The organism is Vibrio penaeicida (assembly GCF_030689305.1).
GTDB lineage: Bacteria > Pseudomonadota > Gammaproteobacteria > Enterobacterales > Vibrionaceae > Vibrio > Vibrio penaeicida_B.
The window spans coordinates 453,825-470,849 of record NZ_JAUYVM010000001.1; the positions used below are offsets into that span (position 1 = coordinate 453,825).

At 44.5% G+C, this 17,025-nt stretch carries 13 protein-coding genes; 6 read left to right on the plus strand and 7 right to left on the minus strand.

Going from position 1 to position 17,025, the window contains the following annotated elements; genetic code table 11:
* The first annotated feature begins 38 nt into the window (after positions 1-38).
* The gene (pta, locus tag Q8W40_RS02005; protein ID WP_305395660.1) at positions 39-2,192 is read left to right on the plus strand and encodes a phosphate acetyltransferase; all 2,154 of its coding nucleotides are present in this window, start codon (positions 39-41) and stop codon (positions 2,190-2,192) included.
* Positions 2,193-2,362: 170 nt separating this feature from the next.
* Here pta and Q8W40_RS02010 read toward each other — a convergent pair whose 3' ends face one another.
* Complete coding sequence (locus Q8W40_RS02010; protein ID WP_101113602.1) at positions 2,363-3,235, minus strand: Tim44 domain-containing protein; 873 nt, start codon at positions 3,233-3,235, stop codon at positions 2,363-2,365.
* Between the two features lie 323 nt (positions 3,236-3,558).
* Here Q8W40_RS02010 and Q8W40_RS02015 point away from each other — a divergent pair, with 323 nt between their 5' ends.
* Together Q8W40_RS02015 and Q8W40_RS02020 are read left to right on the plus strand one after the other, a co-directional pair.
* Positions 3,559-4,155, plus strand: a complete 597-nt coding sequence (locus Q8W40_RS02015) for a TetR/AcrR family transcriptional regulator (protein WP_101113601.1) — start codon at positions 3,559-3,561, stop codon at positions 4,153-4,155.
* A 9-nt stretch (positions 4,156-4,164) separates the two neighbouring features.
* Positions 4,165-6,039 carry an MFS transporter gene (locus Q8W40_RS02020; RefSeq protein WP_305395661.1) on the plus strand — a complete coding sequence of 625 codons (1,875 nt, stop codon included), beginning with the start codon at positions 4,165-4,167 and terminating at the stop codon, positions 6,037-6,039.
* A 104-nt stretch (positions 6,040-6,143) separates the two neighbouring features.
* On the opposite strand, the gene menE is transcribed toward Q8W40_RS02020, so the two are convergent.
* The 6 genes from menE to Q8W40_RS02050 form a co-directional block, all read right to left on the minus strand.
* Entirely contained in the window at positions 6,144-7,535 is a 1,392-nt protein-coding gene (gene menE, locus Q8W40_RS02025; RefSeq protein WP_370693354.1) for an o-succinylbenzoate--CoA ligase, read from the minus strand.
* Between the two features lie 45 nt (positions 7,536-7,580).
* Positions 7,581-8,567 (minus strand): o-succinylbenzoate synthase, encoded by a 987-nt coding sequence (gene menC, locus Q8W40_RS02030; protein ID WP_305395662.1) that lies wholly within the window; start codon positions 8,565-8,567, stop codon positions 7,581-7,583.
* Positions 8,568-8,681: 114 nt separating this feature from the next.
* Complete coding sequence (menB, locus tag Q8W40_RS02035) at positions 8,682-9,548, minus strand: 1,4-dihydroxy-2-naphthoyl-CoA synthase (RefSeq protein ID WP_305395663.1); 867 nt, start codon at positions 9,546-9,548, stop codon at positions 8,682-8,684.
* Positions 9,549-9,563: 15 nt separating this feature from the next.
* Positions 9,564-10,358, minus strand: coding sequence for a 2-succinyl-6-hydroxy-2,4-cyclohexadiene-1-carboxylate synthase (menH, locus tag Q8W40_RS02040; protein WP_305395664.1), 795 nt, complete (start codon positions 10,356-10,358; stop codon positions 9,564-9,566).
* Positions 10,345-12,093 carry a 2-succinyl-5-enolpyruvyl-6-hydroxy-3-cyclohexene-1-carboxylic-acid synthase gene (menD, locus tag Q8W40_RS02045; protein WP_305395665.1) on the minus strand — a complete coding sequence of 583 codons (1,749 nt, stop codon included), beginning with the start codon at positions 12,091-12,093 and terminating at the stop codon, positions 10,345-10,347. The genes menH and menD overlap by 14 nt, the downstream gene beginning before the upstream one ends.
* Positions 12,090-13,451, minus strand: coding sequence for an isochorismate synthase (locus tag Q8W40_RS02050; RefSeq protein ID WP_305395666.1), 1,362 nt, complete (start codon positions 13,449-13,451; stop codon positions 12,090-12,092). The genes menD and Q8W40_RS02050 overlap by 4 nt, the downstream gene beginning before the upstream one ends.
* Before the next feature lie 249 nt (positions 13,452-13,700).
* Between Q8W40_RS02050 and Q8W40_RS02055 the strand changes: the two genes are divergently transcribed.
* The 3 genes from Q8W40_RS02055 to Q8W40_RS02065 all read left to right on the plus strand — a co-directional run bounded on the left by Q8W40_RS02055 (position 13,701) and on the right by Q8W40_RS02065 (position 17,021).
* Positions 13,701-14,915 carry a pyridoxal phosphate-dependent aminotransferase gene (locus Q8W40_RS02055; RefSeq protein ID WP_126608295.1) on the plus strand — a complete coding sequence of 405 codons (1,215 nt, stop codon included), beginning with the start codon at positions 13,701-13,703 and terminating at the stop codon, positions 14,913-14,915.
* 149 nt (positions 14,916-15,064) lie between these two features.
* Positions 15,065-15,649 carry a 5'-deoxynucleotidase gene (gene yfbR, locus Q8W40_RS02060; protein WP_305395667.1) on the plus strand — a complete coding sequence of 195 codons (585 nt, stop codon included), beginning with the start codon at positions 15,065-15,067 and terminating at the stop codon, positions 15,647-15,649.
* Between the two features lie 52 nt (positions 15,650-15,701).
* Entirely contained in the window at positions 15,702-17,021 is a 1,320-nt protein-coding gene (locus Q8W40_RS02065) for an anti-phage deoxyguanosine triphosphatase (RefSeq protein ID WP_305395668.1), read from the plus strand.
* The last annotated feature ends 4 nt before the right edge of the window (positions 17,022-17,025 follow it).

A 17,025-nucleotide genomic window follows, 5' to 3' on the forward strand; every position in this document is an offset into this window, starting at 1 on the left:
TTCGCAAAGCATTTACCTGATAGTGATAGGAATCCCCTATGTCACGTACTATTATGCTTATCCCTACTAGCGCAGGTGTTGGTCTTACCAGTGTTAGCATGGGCGTTTTACGCGCTATGGAGCGTAAAGGCGTTAAAGTTTCATTCTACAAGCCAATCGCACAGCCACGCAGCGGCGGTGACCAACCTGATCTGACGTCAACTATTGTTAGTTTCAATAGCGACATGAAAATTGGCGATCCTACGCCGATGACCCAAGCTGAAGCACTTATTGGTGCTGAAAAAATGGATGAGCTGCTTGAAACTGTGGTTGAGCGTTACAACCGAATTAATAAAGATTCCGATGTGACACTTATCGAAGGTTTGGTTCCGACTCGTAAGCATCCATTTGCTAACCAAGTCAATGCAGAGATTGCGAAAACGTTGGGTGCTGAAATCGTATTTGTTGCGACACCAGGCACTGACAATCCAACTCAGTTAAAAGAGCGAATCGAAGTTGCTTGTTCTAACTTTGGTGGAACAAAAAATAAGAGCATTTCTGGCGTTATTATTAACAAGCTGAACGCTCCTGTTGATGATGCTGGTCGTACTCGTCCTGATCTGTCTGAAATCTTTGATGATGCAGACAGTGCGCACCAAGCGAACCTAGAAGTGATGCAAATATTCAACTCTAGTCCAATTCGCGTGCTAGGTTGCGTGCCTTGGAGCATCGACCTGATTGCTACTCGTGCTATTGATATGGCAAAGCACTTGAACGCAGACATCATCAATGAAGGCGATATTGCGAGCCGTCGTATCAAGAGCATCACGTTCTGTGCACGTTCGCTTCCAAATATGATTGAGCACTTCCGACCTGGCTCTCTGCTTGTTACATCAGCCGATCGTCCAGACGTTATCGTTGCAGCCGCTTTGGCTTCGATGAATGGCGTTGAGATTGGTGCAATTTTACTGACGGGTGGCTACGATATCCCTAGTGAAATCGTTGACCTATGTAAACCTGCTTTTGAAACAGGATTGCCGATCTTCAAGGCACAAGGTAACACTTGGCAGACATCTTTGAACCTACAAAGCTTTAGCCTAGAAGTACCTGCGGATGACCGTGAGCGAATTGAGTTCGTTAACGACCACGTTGCCAGCCACATTGATGGCCCTTGGATTGACACTCTAACCGAGGGCTCTGCTGCGGTTCGTCGTCTAAGCCCACCAGCATTCCGTTACCAGCTAACTGAATTTGCTCGTCGCGCTGCAAAACGTATTGTACTTCCTGAAGGCGATGAGCCACGTACCGTGAAAGCAGCAGCTATCTGTGCGGAACGTGGTATTGCCGAGTGTGTACTTTTAGGTAACCCAGAAGAGATTAAGCGTGTAGCAGAACAGCAAGGTGTTGTTTTAGGCAGCGGCGTTGAGATCATCGACCCAACAGTCGTTCGCGAAAAATACATTGCTCGCTTGGTTGAGTTGCGTAAGAACAAAGGCATGACGGAAGTCGTTGCACGTGAGCAATTAGAAGACACAGTGGTTCTTGGCACAATGATGCTAGAGCGCGAAGAAGTTGATGGCTTGGTTTCTGGTGCGGTTCATACAACGGCTAACACCATTCGTCCACCGCTTCAGCTTATCAAGACAGCACCTAGCGCTTCTCTTGTTTCGTCAGTGTTCTTTATGCTTCTGCCTGATCAAGTTTTGGTTTACGGTGACTGTGCTATCAACCCAGATCCAAACGCGGAGCAACTGGCAGAAATTGCGATTCAGTCAGCAGATTCTGCAGCTGCATTTGGTATCGATCCACGCGTTGCAATGATCTCATACTCGACAGGAACATCCGGTCAGGGTGCAGACGTTGAAAAAGTACGTGAAGCAACCAAAATTGCTCAAGAAAAGCGTCCTGATTTGGTTATTGATGGTCCACTTCAATACGATGCTGCAATCATGGAAAACGTAGCTGCTTCTAAAGCACCTAACTCTCCGGTAGCGGGTAAAGCGACTGTATTTGTATTCCCAGACCTAAACACCGGTAACACAACGTACAAAGCGGTTCAGCGTAGTGCGGATCTTGTTTCAATTGGTCCAATGCTTCAGGGCATGCGTAAACCTGTTAACGATTTGTCTCGTGGCGCTTTGGTTGACGACATTGTTTACACTGTTGCACTGACTGCCATTCAGGCGAAACAAGCAGAAGAAGCCGACGCTTAATTCTGTGCAAGAATCAAAAAACCGCCTGCTGGCGGTTTTTTTGTACCTGTCCAAATTGATTTTAAAACTTTTGATAAATCGACCATTCACAAAGTCGACCTTTCACAAATAAGAAAGCCCCTTCCTCAAAGAGGAAGGGGCTTATGTCTGTAGAGTAACTAAATTAAACGTTACGCTTGAATACCAACAATCAGCCATGGTGCATTAGGTTGCGTTAAATCACGCTCTAAGTGCCAAACGTCTGTGATGTCTTCTTCTACGCCTTCAGCTGCGTCGCGGTAACGACCACTAAATTGAAGGCTAAGCTGTGCAGACGTTGCATTGTGATCTGCACGAACAATTTCAGCATCCACGTACATAACGTCAGTGTGTTGCTCACCTTCTAGCTTTGCACGTTCTGCAGATAGGTCATCAAACAAACCAGGAGAAACGTACTCACGAATCGTTTCTAATTCGTTGTGGTTCCACGCACCTTGCAATTTGCGGTAGTGCTCACGAGAACCATTAACAAATGCAGCATGATCAAAACCCGGTGGGTAATTGTGTGGAACGTCACTTGTACCTGCAGCTCCAAATCCGCCAGATAACGGCTGAGTCTGCTCGAAGTTATGAACATTTGGCTGCTGTTGTGGTTCAAACGTATTGCGGTTTGCACCAGAATAAGCCGGTTGTTGTTGATTCATACTGCCTTGCTTGGAGGCAAGCATACCTTTCATCAACTTAAAGATAACAAAGGCAATCAATCCCATGATCAGAATATCCATAAACTGGATACCTTCAAACGCACCGCCAAAGAATGCTGCTAGTAGTCCGCCCGCAAGTAAACCGCCTAGCAAACCACCCATTAAGCCTTTTTTGCCACTGGTTTGTTTACCTTGATCTTTGCCGACAGTATTAGTGTTTTGTTGTTGCTGTTTTGGAGCAGGCGCAGTTTTGTGGCTTTTACCAAATGATTTACCACCACCGAATTTCTTTGCTTCAGCAATCGGTGCAGCGGTGACGGAAATCATCAATAAAGCGACAAACGCAAATAATCGTTTCATCGTTATTTTCTCTTAATTCTGATTTTAACAGTACGTACATATGGGCAACCCAAGCGAAAAACAAGGCGACACAAGTACTTTAAGAATCATAGCCTCAAGTTGTTAACAATAAAATACGTGCAACACAAATGTGTGTTTCAGGATATTGCTAACAAAATCATCATTAGAGTGTACAATTCATTGAAAAATGACAAAACTGTACGTAGATACGCATCCGTACAGCTCAGATTTCAGTAATTTGAGCTCACAAGTGTTTCTCATCTTGACCCCTATATAAGCGACACTTAAAATAATGAACATTGTTCATTTTAATACATTCAACCATGGCCAGACGTAACGATCATACACGTGAAGAATTGATAGCACTTACCCTTGATAACGTGAAATCTTTCCTTGAAGAAAAACCTCACCACGAGCTCAGCCTCCGAAAGATTGCCAACATGATTGGTTACGTCCCTAGCACTCTTGTAAATGTATTTGGCAATTATAATTTATTGCTTTTACAAGCTGTTGCACAAACTTTGGATGAGCTATCGCAGCAAGCAGAAAAAGCCGTTGAGGATGCTCAACACCCCATTGATGCCCTACATAAGCTGGCGTATTGTTACCACGATTTTGCTTTGGCACACCCACATCGCTGGCAGCTCATTTTTCAGCACACGATGAACGGGGAAGAGTTACCGACTTGGCAGTCAGAGCGAATAGACAAAATGACTGGCATGCTTGAGAGCCTAATTCAAATGATCACCCCTGAAGGATCTGATCAGAACGTAGTCGAAGCCAGTCGAGTTCTTTGGGCAGGTGTACATGGAATTACCTTGCTTAGCGTAGACGATAAATTTTTTTCTGCGTCGCCAATCGATGGCAAAATTTTGATCGACAACCTACTGTCCAACTATTTAGCTAACTGGCAAGCATAAGGAATTTGAATGCCTAAACAGCACCCGTCTTTAATGACACAAAAGCGCTTTCTCCCGTACTTTATCACACAATTTTTTGGCGCATTTAACGACAATATCTTTAAAAATGTCTTGTTGTTATTTGTTGCTTTCGCCGGAACTGAAGCCCTTCCTGTATCAAGTAATCTGTTTATAAATCTCGCGGCCGGTTTGTTTATTCTGCCTTTCTTTTTGTTTTCGGCTTCCGCTGGCGTCTTAGCCGACAAATACGAAAAGAGCGCCTATATACGGAAAGTGAAGTTGGCGGAAATTGCCATCATGACATTGGGCGCGATCGGTTTCGTAACCGAAAGCTACTTGATATTGCTGATTTTGCTCTTCTTGATGGGGACGCAATCTGCGTTTTTCGGCCCTGTTAAATACGCTTTGCTCCCGCAACATCTAAAGCGCGATGAGCTTGTTCCAGGAAATGCATTAGTAGAAACGGGGACTTTCCTTGCTATTTTGCTCGGCACCCTTGGTGCTGGCGTCATTGCGTCAGTTGATAATGCAACGACGGTAGCGGCACTGTGCGTTGTCGGGTTTGCTTTTTGTGGTTATGTAGCAAGCCGTTCTATCCCAGAGGCTGCCCCTACCGCTCCAGATGTCGAATTTAAGTGGCGTCCAATTTCACAAACGAAAAACACGTTGGCGATAGCGAAACGTGACCGTGTCGTTTTTCAAGCCATTATGGCGATCAGTTGGTTCTGGTTTCTTGGTGCAAGCTACCTCACTCAGTTCCCCAATTACACAAAGCTACACTTAAATGGCAATGAAAGCGCCGTCTCTTTTTTGCTTGCGCTGTTTTCAGTTGGAATCGCTATTGGTTCAATGGCGTGTGACCGTATATCCAAACATAAGTTGGAGCCCGGTATCGTACCTGTCGGTAGCTTTGGTATCAGCGTTTTTGGCGTCATGATGGCAACGCTCACTCCTGAATCTTTACCAGTGTTCAACGATTTTACGAGCTTTCTTACCTACCCTGAGCTTTGGCCGGTGTTCTTTAGCTTACTCATGTTGGGCGCATCTGGCGGTTTGTTTATTGTCCCACTCTATACATTGATGCAGACCCAAGCGCGTGAAAATGAGCGAGCCCAAATCATTGCTGCCAACAACATTTATAACTCCATTTACATGGTGGGTAGCGCGGTGTTGGGCATTGTGTGCCTTAGCGTGCTCGAACTGGCTATTCCAACCCTCTTTTTACTGCTTGCCGTATTGAATATATTTGTTGCCACTTACGTGTATTGGCAAGTGCCTATGTTCTTATCTCGATTGGTGTTGTGGATGTTCACCCACACCATGTATCGAGTTAAGCACAAGAACCTGACCAACATACCAAAAGAAGGTGGGGCTTTGATTGTCTGCAATCACGTCAGCTATATGGACGCGCTACTTATGATTGGTGCTTGCAAACGCCAAATACGTTTTGTCATGGAAGAGGAATACGCTCATTTCCCTCCGATTAAAACACTATTGGAGAACGGTGGCGTTATCGCGATTGACGGAACTAACAGTCGCTCTGTTCGCCAAGCATTTAATGAGGTAAAAAAAGCACTCAATAATGGCGACGTTGTTTGCATTTTCCCAGAGGGTCGATTGACCAATGACGGCAACATGAATTCGTTCATGCGCGGAATGGATTTGATTCTTAGGCGTTCCCCAGTCCCTGTCATTCCAATGGCACTCAAAGGGCTTTGGGGCAGTTACTTTAGCCGTTCAAAAGATGGTAGAGCGTGCCATGGTTTCCCACGACGCTTTTGGTCCAAAGTGGAGATTGAGGCAGGTCAACCTGTTCAGCCAAAAGATGCCACAACAGAATACATGTTTGAAAAAGTATCTGAACTTCGCGGTGACTGGCGCTAACCAATATTACTTTTTTCGACCAAAACTGTACTCACTAAAATTCAAAAGAGCGGCTAAGCCGCTCTTTTGGTTTGGATTAGTTCTAACTCTATGCTTGATCGCTTTTAGGCTCGTTCACTAAGCCACGTTTCCAGCCATTTCCTAGAGATCTTAACTCCCCCGTTTTTTTGGGGATCGCTTGGCATTAAGTGATACTCAATCGGCCACTTGAACTTTTCAAGCTTACTCACCAGAGTACGTTCATAGACTTTTTTAGGTTGTAACGAATCCGTATCAAGTACCGCAACTGGTCTGAAACCATAGACTTCATCCTTAACTGGAATGACGATGGCGACTCGTATATCAATGTGAGCACTGAGAACTGCTTCAATCTCTTCGCAATGAATGTTTTCGCCACCGGAAATAAATCGGTTATCTTTACGACCAACGACAATCAACTCGTCATCTTCTAGGTAACCCAAATCTCCCGTTGAAAACCAACCATCTTCATTTTGTAGGTGTTTAATCTGCCCTTGACGGTAATACCCACTGGATAACGTATCCCCTCTTAGCCTAATCTCTCCCTCAACACATTGTATTTCTCTGCATGGCAGAACCTTACCCGAGGAAAGTTTTTGATTGGTACGCTTTGCCGTCACTGTCGATGCAGCTTCAGTAAGCCCATACCCCATCCAAGTGTCGATACCTCGGTTTTGAGCACCTTCAATAAGAGTACTTGGAATGTGACTACCACCGAGCAATACTCTTTTCAGTAAGCCCAAATCGCCACTATCGAGAAGCCGCTTCAACTGAGTAGAAACCAGTGACGCGTGAGTAACAAACCTCAAATCATGAAGCCAACCTTTTGACGTAGGAATCGACATCGTCGCACCTGATACCAACCACCGCCAGAATATGGCAAGCCCTGATACGTGATAAAGAGGCAAGCTTAATAACCACGAGTCACCCCATTTAAACTCAAACTCACTTAGTAGCCCTGTTGCAGAAGCAAGGTGATTGGACTCCGTATGAGCAACCGCTTTTGGATCGCCCGTGGTCCCAGATGTGAAAATCAAACTCGAAATGGCTGGCTGTAACTGCGGAGAAATAAGCCGATCCTGCTTTTGGCACTCCCACTCACCTGACGGTTGCTGTTCAAACACCAATACAGGGGTGATGGACTCCAACTTTTTATTGATGACCTCTCTCGGTGAACACGCTATTGGGGCAAAAATCGCCCCAATTTCTTGGCAACTCAGTGCGATCTCTACAAGAAAGTCATCGTTTTTTCCAACACACGCAACCACATCCCCAGCAGCAACGCCCATTTCATGCAAGTATTCGCTACGAACAATAACCTTATTGAGTAACACTTCCCACGTTACATTTTCATCTTCATTCACCAGCGCAATTTCGTTTGAGCGAGAATTCGCCCATTTACGCAATAAAGAGTCTTTTTGTGGTAAAGGGGCTTTTTGCGGTAAAGGAACTTCTGGCAATAACGTGTTGTTTGGCAATGGCATGTCCTGTGGGTTGACGTACTTTTTAACCGCTACATGTTTTTAACACTGAAATACGAGCTCTTGGGAATCCAGCGATGTGATGGGTAAGGGTGAACCCGGCCAAGGGACTTCAAGTTGTGAAGTAAATAAGCTCAGGGTATCTAGCCCCGGCACACTGCTTGGCGTAAGCCAATGCGCCAAGCGGGCAAGTTGATTTAGCCCCAAACTGGACTCCAACGACGAACTAATCACACTGGATATACCCAGTTTTTCCGCTTGTTTGACCAATGCGGCACAACGTTCAATCGACCCAATCAAACTCGGCTTAATCACCAAGCTTTTCACTCCGGTAAGTTCCGATAATTTAAAACCCTCTTCTTTAACTGCATGTTGAAGCGTTTCATCCCAAGCGATAGCAATACCAGTATCGATAGCAAACGCTAGGCTTTCACCTGGTCTTTTACAGGGTTCTTCTAAGAAGGCGATTCGTTGTCGGTATGAAGGATTAACGTGACTCGCAAACTTACGCGCCTCTTCTGGTGACCAAGATCGATTGGCATCAAGACGAAGGGACAAATCAGGGATGGATTCAAGAAACAGATTCACCAACATTCCATCACGAATAGGTTCGTAGAGACCGACTTTGATTTTGGCTACCTTCTCTCCCTGAATGTGGCTAAGGATAGGCAGTAGCTCGTCTGGATCACCCGTACAAAGTGGAGCAACATTGTAGTTGCCGTTTTCAGGTAGCCCACCCGCCAATTCCATTTGAGCAATAGATAACCCGAAAGCAACCGATGGAAATAAGTCATCTAATTTCAATGCTCCCTCACTTGCCCATCGTGCGAGTGCTTGTTGTAATTGCTCTCCTGCTTCATCAAAGCTTTCTTGGCTAAAACCCGGAAGAGGTGCTACTTCACCGTATCCGGTTTTCCCCGCTTCGGTAAGTTCGACAATCCAACCCTCTCGTTGAGGAAGTTTTTGATCACGTAATATCACCCCGCTATCCATAGCCAGCTGATATCTGTAGAGCTTTACATTTCGCATAGAACTGTCCTTTTCCTACCTAACTGAGTGGCAAATTACTTTCACGTAAATTGATTTTATTAGGCATAATTTGCCAATGACGTTGTTATATACTCAAGCTACCTAAGTAACCAATTAGGGATTGCGAGGGAATTTATCAAAGTCAGGGCGGCGCTTTTCATTGAATGCATTCCTACCTTCTTGCCCTTCATCCGTCATGTAGAACATCATGGTCGCATTACCTGCGAGCTCTTGAAGTCCAGCCTGACCATCACAATCCGCATTTAATGCCGCTTTCAAACAACGCAGTGCCATAGGGCTATGTTGTAATGTTTCTCGGCACCAGCGTACGGTTTCCTTTTCGAGATCTTCAATCGGTACAACGGTATTCACCAGCCCCATATCCAGTGCTTCTTGTGCATTGTAGAATCGGCACAAAAACCATATCTCACGAGCCTTTTTCTGCCCTACAATTCGCGCCATGTAAGATGCGCCCCAACCGCCATCAAACGACCCAACTTTCGGTCCAGTTTGACCAAACTGAGCATTCTCGGCGGCAATGGTCAGGTCACACATCATATGGAGGACATGACCACCACCTACCGCATAACCTGCTACCGCAGCAATCACGGGTTTGGGGCATGTTCTAATCTGACGCTGGAAGTCTAGTACATTCAAATGATGTGTGCCGTCATCATCTTGATATCCACCATAATCACCGCGGATTTTCTGATCACCGCCACTGCAGAAAGCATCTTCGCCTAGCCCTGTTAGGATGATCGCTCCGACCTTATTGTCGTATCGAGCATCAGCCAGAGCGTGAATCATCTCATTCACCGTTTGTGGTCTAAACGCGTTTCGCACTTGGGGGCGTGCAATAGTAATTTTGGCGATGCCATCGGATGATTTATGGTAATGAATATCTTCATAACGATTACTTGAGCTCACCCACTCAACCGGAGCATAAAGCTCCTCTTCTGTAATACCGACCGTTCTTGCCATAGTTTTCTCCGGAAGTTATGACTGAAGTTTGTACTCAGTCACACATTGATTAATAATTTGAGCAAATGCTGCAGGTTGCTCCTGATGCACATTGTGCCCAGCATTTTTAACTAAACTGAACGTCAACCCACTTGATTCCGCTAACGTTTTGAATTTTTCATCTTTGTCGCCACAAACGTATTGAACACAATCGTGCCTTAATATTTCGTCCAGCAAATAGGGTTGTTTCGCTAATGACGTAGCACATAACATTCTCGATACGCCGACCGTATTATTATTTCGTCTTTGGTTGATAACACTTTGTCTTTGCTCATGATTTAATGAGTTAAATACTGGTTGTTGATACCAGCCCTGCAAAACCTGCTCTATATCTTCATTGGCAAAGCGTTTCGCCCATTTAAGGTCGTTTTTCCATCTGGCATCTTTTTCCAATTCACTTTCTAATCCAAAATGGCCACCTTCTAATACGACTTTTACAATATTGGCTCGATCCCAATGACCGTTCACTAAGCCAGACATCGCAATCCGAGCGCCCAGAGAGTACCCAACCAAAATAATGGGTGTATTTTGTGACAGTCTCATCTTCAGAGTGCGATTTACTTGTTCGCACGCTTCAGAAAAATTATCAGCCGTAACAGTGGCGCTTCTACCATGTCCCGCTAAATCAATGCCTAAGCAGTTAAATTCATTCAAATACTTAGAAGTGGTTTGCCAATCAAAAGCATTGCCTAAAAAACCATGAAGAAACACCACTACAGGCTGGTTCACATGTGCTTCATGGTAAGCTAACCATTGACTACCTAAATGCATATTGGCTACCTAAGTCATTACAGACTTTTTCCGTAATGGGTTTTAACTCGCAAGATGTTTGCTCCGAAGGGGTAATCAATTCAACCAACAAAGTGCCATTTCCCGACGCTAAATGGCTCACGATTTCTTGTATGCAACTTGAAGTATCACTTGGTGCCGCATAACTCAAACCGAATTGCATGGCTGCGTGCTTGAATTGATACCCATGCGGCATTTGATAGAGCGCTCTTTTTCTCTCTTTGGGCACGGGTAATAAATCGAAAATAGCACCGCCATCGTTATTGGAAACCAAAATAACTGAGGGGTGAGCATTGGCATGAGTCCAAAGAGATAAAGAATTGAGGTCATGCAGTAAAGAAGTGTCTCCAATCATAACTAGAGACTTATTTTTACTGGCTGAGTGCACACCTGCTGCCGTTGCTACCAAACCATCGATCCCCGACGCCCCACGGTTTGAATAGATTTCGAGTTCAGGTGTTTTTGCCAGCATATCCACCAATCGAACCAGCAAACTATTACCAAGGAATACCGTAGGTTCATCCAAGATGTAGTCGAATAAACGCATAATTAAATCCGCTTCAGAACACGCTACAAATTGGTGAGAACGAATAATCTTTTGAGTGATTTCTGATACTTTTTTTAAATTATCTCCCCAACCGTGATATTGAATGTCTGATGGACTTATTTCGGTCAACGCGTTTTCACACCAAGAACCGACATCCGCAATAACTCTATGCTGTACTCTATGGCTTGGGTTCAGTCGTTGCTGATAAGGCTGAACGATTTGATAATCACAATGGTCACCGCGTGTTTCTATCCAATTCAATAGGCGTTTTGAAACGAGCCTCGCCCCAAACTGAAGAATCAAATTACAGTCGTCTAACGCTTTACTGGCCTCGGGGCTTTTTAGCCAGAGATCGTAATGCGCAAACTCACTGCTCACCCCACTTTGCGGATCGCAGAACACCGGCCAACCTAAGCACTTCGCAAGCTCTAGCGCCTTTTGAGATTCAGATAAATTCAATGAACCAAGAATCACGACGCCTTTTTTGCTTTCTATTGAGTGGACTGGGCTAAAAGAGCCAAGTGAAAGGTTGGATTGAGAATGAAAGTAAGACACTCCGGTTAAGGGAGAGCGAGATTCATACCAAGGCTTTACTTTAAGAAGATAAGGGTCATCGAAATTTGCTTCATTTCCATTATAAAGCGGCTCGGGGTATGGGCAATTGAAATGGATGACACCGCCATGCTCAGATTGAAAATGCATTGCCTCATCAACAGTGGATAGCAGCCAATTAGCAGGGATTCGTGTATTTGGACTTGGAAGATTGACGGCTTTTCTTGCATGTGAGGAAAAAATGCCCATTTGGTCGATGGCTTGATTTGCACCACAATCGATAAGTTCCACAGGGCGATCTGCGGTGAGTACAACAAGTTTCTCCCCTGTCAGGTTGGCTTCACATATTGCGGGCAGTAAATTAGCCACCGCAGTACCAGATGTCACCACAATAGCAACGGGATTATGGGAAGCCTTTGCCAAACCTAACGCGTAAAATGCTAAGCCACGTTCATCAAAGTGGCAATGAAGGTTTAATGACAAATTGGCATCGGCTTCTAACGTTAACGGCGTTGATCGCGAACCTGGTGCGATGCAAATATCTTCGACGCCAAATCGGGTTAACTCTTCTAAGATCAGCGTTGCCCAAACACGATTCAAACTCGCTTGTTCAATCATGATGCTACCTCCACTTCTGGCAGCGTGTTAAATATACTCAGCAGCGTTGACATTTTCTTGTCTAATTCCTGCCACTCTCTGTCTGATTCTGATCCCGGAACAATTCCTGCTCCGGCATAAAAATGAATGTGTTTAGCGGTGATTTTTGCACTACGGATAGCCACACAAAATTCAGCCTCTTCTCGATTAAAAAAACCAACATTGCCGCTATACCATTCTCGATTAATGGGCTCGTTTTTTTGAATAAAATCGAGCGCTTCTTCTCTTGGTAGCCCAGCGATAGCGGCGGTTGGTTGAAGCACGGATAGGATGGGTTCACCGCTCGATTTTTTCGATATTTCCGCCTTAATCACCCTGCGTAAATGCTGAACCTTAGAAAGCTTCTTGATGCTAGGAGATTGCTGAATTTGAATTTGATTGCAAAGAGGCGCTAAACGCCCAACGATGTCTTCAACAACGAGCTGATTCTCTCGCTGATTCTTTGGATCGTTAAGCAACCAAGTCGAAAGTGACAAGTCTTGTTCAGAGCTGCTCCCTCTTCCTACCGTTCCTGCCAAGGCTTCCGTTTCTAACTCCAACCCAACACGTTTGTATAGCCGCTCAGGTGTCGAACCCACAAATGCATTCTCTTCATCGATGGCAAATGCAAAATGATAACTTCCCTCATTCTTTATCTGGCTCAAACGAATGAAAGCAAAAGGGGAAATTGTGTGGGTCTGTTCAAATGTTGATTGACGAGCAAGAACCACCTTTTTCAATGTACTGCTTTGAAATTGGATTAATGCGCGATCGACCAATCCATCCCATACCTTTGCTGTAGGTTGATGTTCAACAAAGGTGAGCTCAGGCAAAGGAACCTGGCGGGAAAGGCTGGAGCAACCGGCACTCAAAGAGGCTAGTGCGTTCAGAGCGGTACTTATATCGCTGGAAAGATTAACGCTTAGCGTCCAATCGTCGTCATTTCGAATCAATTCTATTTGAGGAAGAAAGCAATAAGATTCGGGTTTTATGTTGGTATTGGTGTGAGTTTTAGTATTGACGCTACGTCGTTCGTGCTCTGCAAACTTCGAAACAACCCAGATGTTTTGCTTCGGCTTAAGCCCGACTTGCGCATCAATAGTAGATAGGAATTGGGAGACTTGCCCTAGTGTGGCAGCTTCAATATTTCCGCCTCTCGCTTTCCAGTACAGCTTAGGGTAATGAGGCTGATGTTCTAACCAATCAAGCAAAGAAAAACTTGAATCAAGTTCAATAGGTAAACTGATTCGATGTTGGTGTCCCTTTCCTTGGTAAACACATTCAATTAGTTCGTTAATTTTTGCTTGTAGTGGCAACAAGGCAATCTCACTCTGCTTCAAACTGAGATCATCTTATCTTAGGTCGGCTATTCTATTTGTTGATGTTAGACAAATCTGAGCGGATTTAGGGAAAAATTCGGGCTACACAGAAATCAATATTCAAGTTACCTGAGGTGCACGATTCAGGTAATTTGGGACTGTATGTCAGAACAATATAAAAACCTGAAATTTCAAACAGATTTTTATTCTATTAAGATTTTAAATAGTGTACTTTTAGAAATTAAAATAAAATAAATCGGGATTTACTCAATGCAAAATATCGGGATGTCATCAAAACTCGACAATGTCTGCTACGACATTCGAGGTCCTGTACTCAAACATGCTAAGCGCATGGAAGAAGAAGGGCATAAAATACTAAAATTGAATATAGGCAACCCAGCCCCATTCGGTTTTGACGCCCCAGATGAAATTCTTGTTGATGTAATCCGCAACCTACCCACTTCTCAAGGGTATTGTGATTCAAAGGGCATCTACTCCGCGCGAAAAGCGGTGGTTCAACACTATCAGCGTAAAGGTCTTTTAAATCTTGATGTAGAAGATGTCTATATCGGCAATGGCGTATCCGAGCTTATCGTTATGGCAATGCAAGCTTTGCTCGATAACGGCGATGAAATGCTGGTCCCTGCCCCCGATTATCCATTGTGGACTGCCGCCGTCTCTTTATCTGGTGGAAATGCGGTTCATTATCGGTGTGATGAAGAATCCGATTGGTATCCTGATCTAGAAGATATGAAAGCGAAAATCACGCCAAAAACACGTGGCTTGGTGCTGATTAACCCAAATAACCCTACAGGCGCGGTGTACAGTCGCGACTTTCTTCTGGAAGTGATTGAAGTTGCTAGGCAGCATAAGTTGATCATTTTTGCCGACGAAATCTACGACAAAGTCTTGTATGACGGTGCTACGCATACTTCTATTTCGACACTGGCAGACGACGTTTTAATGGTCACGTTTAATGGTTTATCTAAAGCGTATCGTGTTTGTGGCTTTCGCGGTGGCTGGATGTTTTTGACCGGGCCTAAAGGTATTGCAAAGGGCTACGTCGATGGTTTAGACATGCTTTCATCAATGCGTTTGTGCGCCAATGTTCCCATGCAACACGCCATTCAAACCGCATTGGGTGGCTATCAAAGTATCAATGAATTACTTTTGCCCGGTGGACGCTTATTGGAGCAGCGTGATCGAGCTTATGAATTGATTACTCAAATTCCGGGAATCACTTGTGTTAAGCCCAAAGGGGCCATGTATTTATTTCCCAAAATTGACGTGAAAAAATTCAACATAACCAATGACCAAAAATTTGTTCAGGATTTTTTGATTCAGGAAAAAGTACTTCTAGTACAAGGATCCGGTTTTAATTGGCCAGAGCCCGATCATTTCAGAATCGTTACCTTGCCGCATATCGAAGATTTGGAAACCGCCATAGGTCGGCTGGAGCGCTTCCTAACCACTTACAAACAGTAAATTTTTATCTTAACGACGCCTCAATATTGATTGGGGCGTTTTTTGTTCAGCTAGTTGTACCTTTCAGCTCAATCTCTTACTCGCTATACTCATGCTAGCACTTTGAAATTATTCGAGTATCACACCCATCCGAAAAGAAGGAGCCATTCATGGCAAGCAGTCATTTCTTCGCTCATTTGGCCCGAATGAAACTTATCCAGCGCTGGCCGTTAATGCGTTCTGTTTCTACAGAAAATATTTCTGAACACAGCCTGCAAGTCGCCTTTGTTGCTCATGCTCTAGCCATAATCAAAAATAAGAAATTTGGCGGTAATGTTAACCCCGAGCGAATCGCTCTGTTGGGTATGTACCATGATACCAGCGAGGTCCTAACTGGCGATTTACCTACACCTGTAAAGTACTATAATCCTGACATCGCCAAGGAATACAAAAAGATAGAAGCGGCGGCAGAAGAAAAGCTTGTCTCTATGTTACCAGTAGAATTTCGGGAGGATTTTGCTCCTTTCTTAATTTCAAAAAATGCGCATAAGGATGATCAAAATATCGTCAAACAAGCCGACAGCTTATGTGCATACTTAAAGTGTTTAGAAGAGTTGTCCGCCGGAAACCACGAATACGCGCAAGCGAAAAAAAGACTCGATAAAACGTTAAAGGAAAAAGAATCCCCAGAGATGAATTATTTTCTAGAAACGTTTGCGGAGAGCTTTGAATTGTCTCTTGATGAAATAAGCTAAATAAGGTTACTTGAGCTTACTGAACCAGAAGAAGTAAACGAGCGAGGACTCAATGACAGAAACTGATCATAATGCATGGCAAACTCGAATGAATGCAGAGCAAAAGATGCGCAGAGACGATCATCGAGACCCGTTTCAACGAGATCGCGCTCGAATCCTCCATTCAGCTGCCTTCCGTCGACTGCAAGCCAAAACCCAAGTCCATGGTACTGGCGTCAATGATTTTCACCGAACACGATTAACCCACTCGCTAGAAGCAGCTCAACTCGGTTCAGGGATACGTGCTCAGGTTAAACGTAAACAACCCGACTTAGCCGAACTGCTCCCTACCTCTAGCCTGATGGAAGCTTTATGTTTGGCTCATGATATCGGTCACCCACCATTTGGGCACGGCGGTGAAATTGCCTTAAATTATATGATGCGCGAGCACGGTGGGTTCGAAGGTAATGCGCAAACTTTTAGAATCGTCACCCAGCTTGAGCCTTATACTGAACACCACGGCATGAACCTGACTCGCAGAGCCCTGCTGGGACTCATCAAATATCCTGCTCTCATCAGCGAACTGCGTTCATCATCCATTCCAGAATCGGTGTCCAATCAACGCAAACTCAAAGCCAGCGACTGGCACCCTGCGAAAGGGATATATAACGATGATAAATCTTTGTTTGATTGGGTCTTAGAGCCTCTAAGTGACAACGATAAAGATCGCTTCTCAGCGCTGAGAGATCGTGAATACACACCATTTGAACATAAAAAGACTCAATACAAGTCTTTGGACTGCTCCATTATGGAGCTTGCCGACGATATTGCTTATGGGATTCACGATCTAGAAGATGCGATTGTATTGGGCTTGATTCATCGCTCACAATGGCAGGAAGTGGCGGCAAGCCAACTGGCTGAATGTGGTGATAAATGGTTTGAAGAGAACATTCAACAGATCAGTGAAAAACTATTTTCTGGTGTCCATTACCAAAGAAAAGACGCCATTGGCGGAATAGTAAACGCACTACTTACCAGTATTAGCGTCAAAGAGTTTACCGAAACAAGGTTCGATGAACCTCTATTGAGGTGGAACGCTAAGTTAGAAGAACCCGCCGAAAAGGCACTGGAAATCTTCAAGCAATTTGTGAGTCGATATGTTATCCAAATCCCTGAGGTTCAGGTTGTTGAATACAAAGGGCAACAAATTATTATTGATATTTTTGAAGCGCTTAGTGGTGATCCTAAAAGACTCTTACCGGAAATAGTTCGCCAAGACTGGATTAGAGCAACAGAATCTCACGATGGTGGTATGCGCGTGATAACCGACTATATTTCATCACTAACCGATGGTTCTGCTCAAAGGTTGCACCAGCAGCTGTTTTGCTCTTAATTCA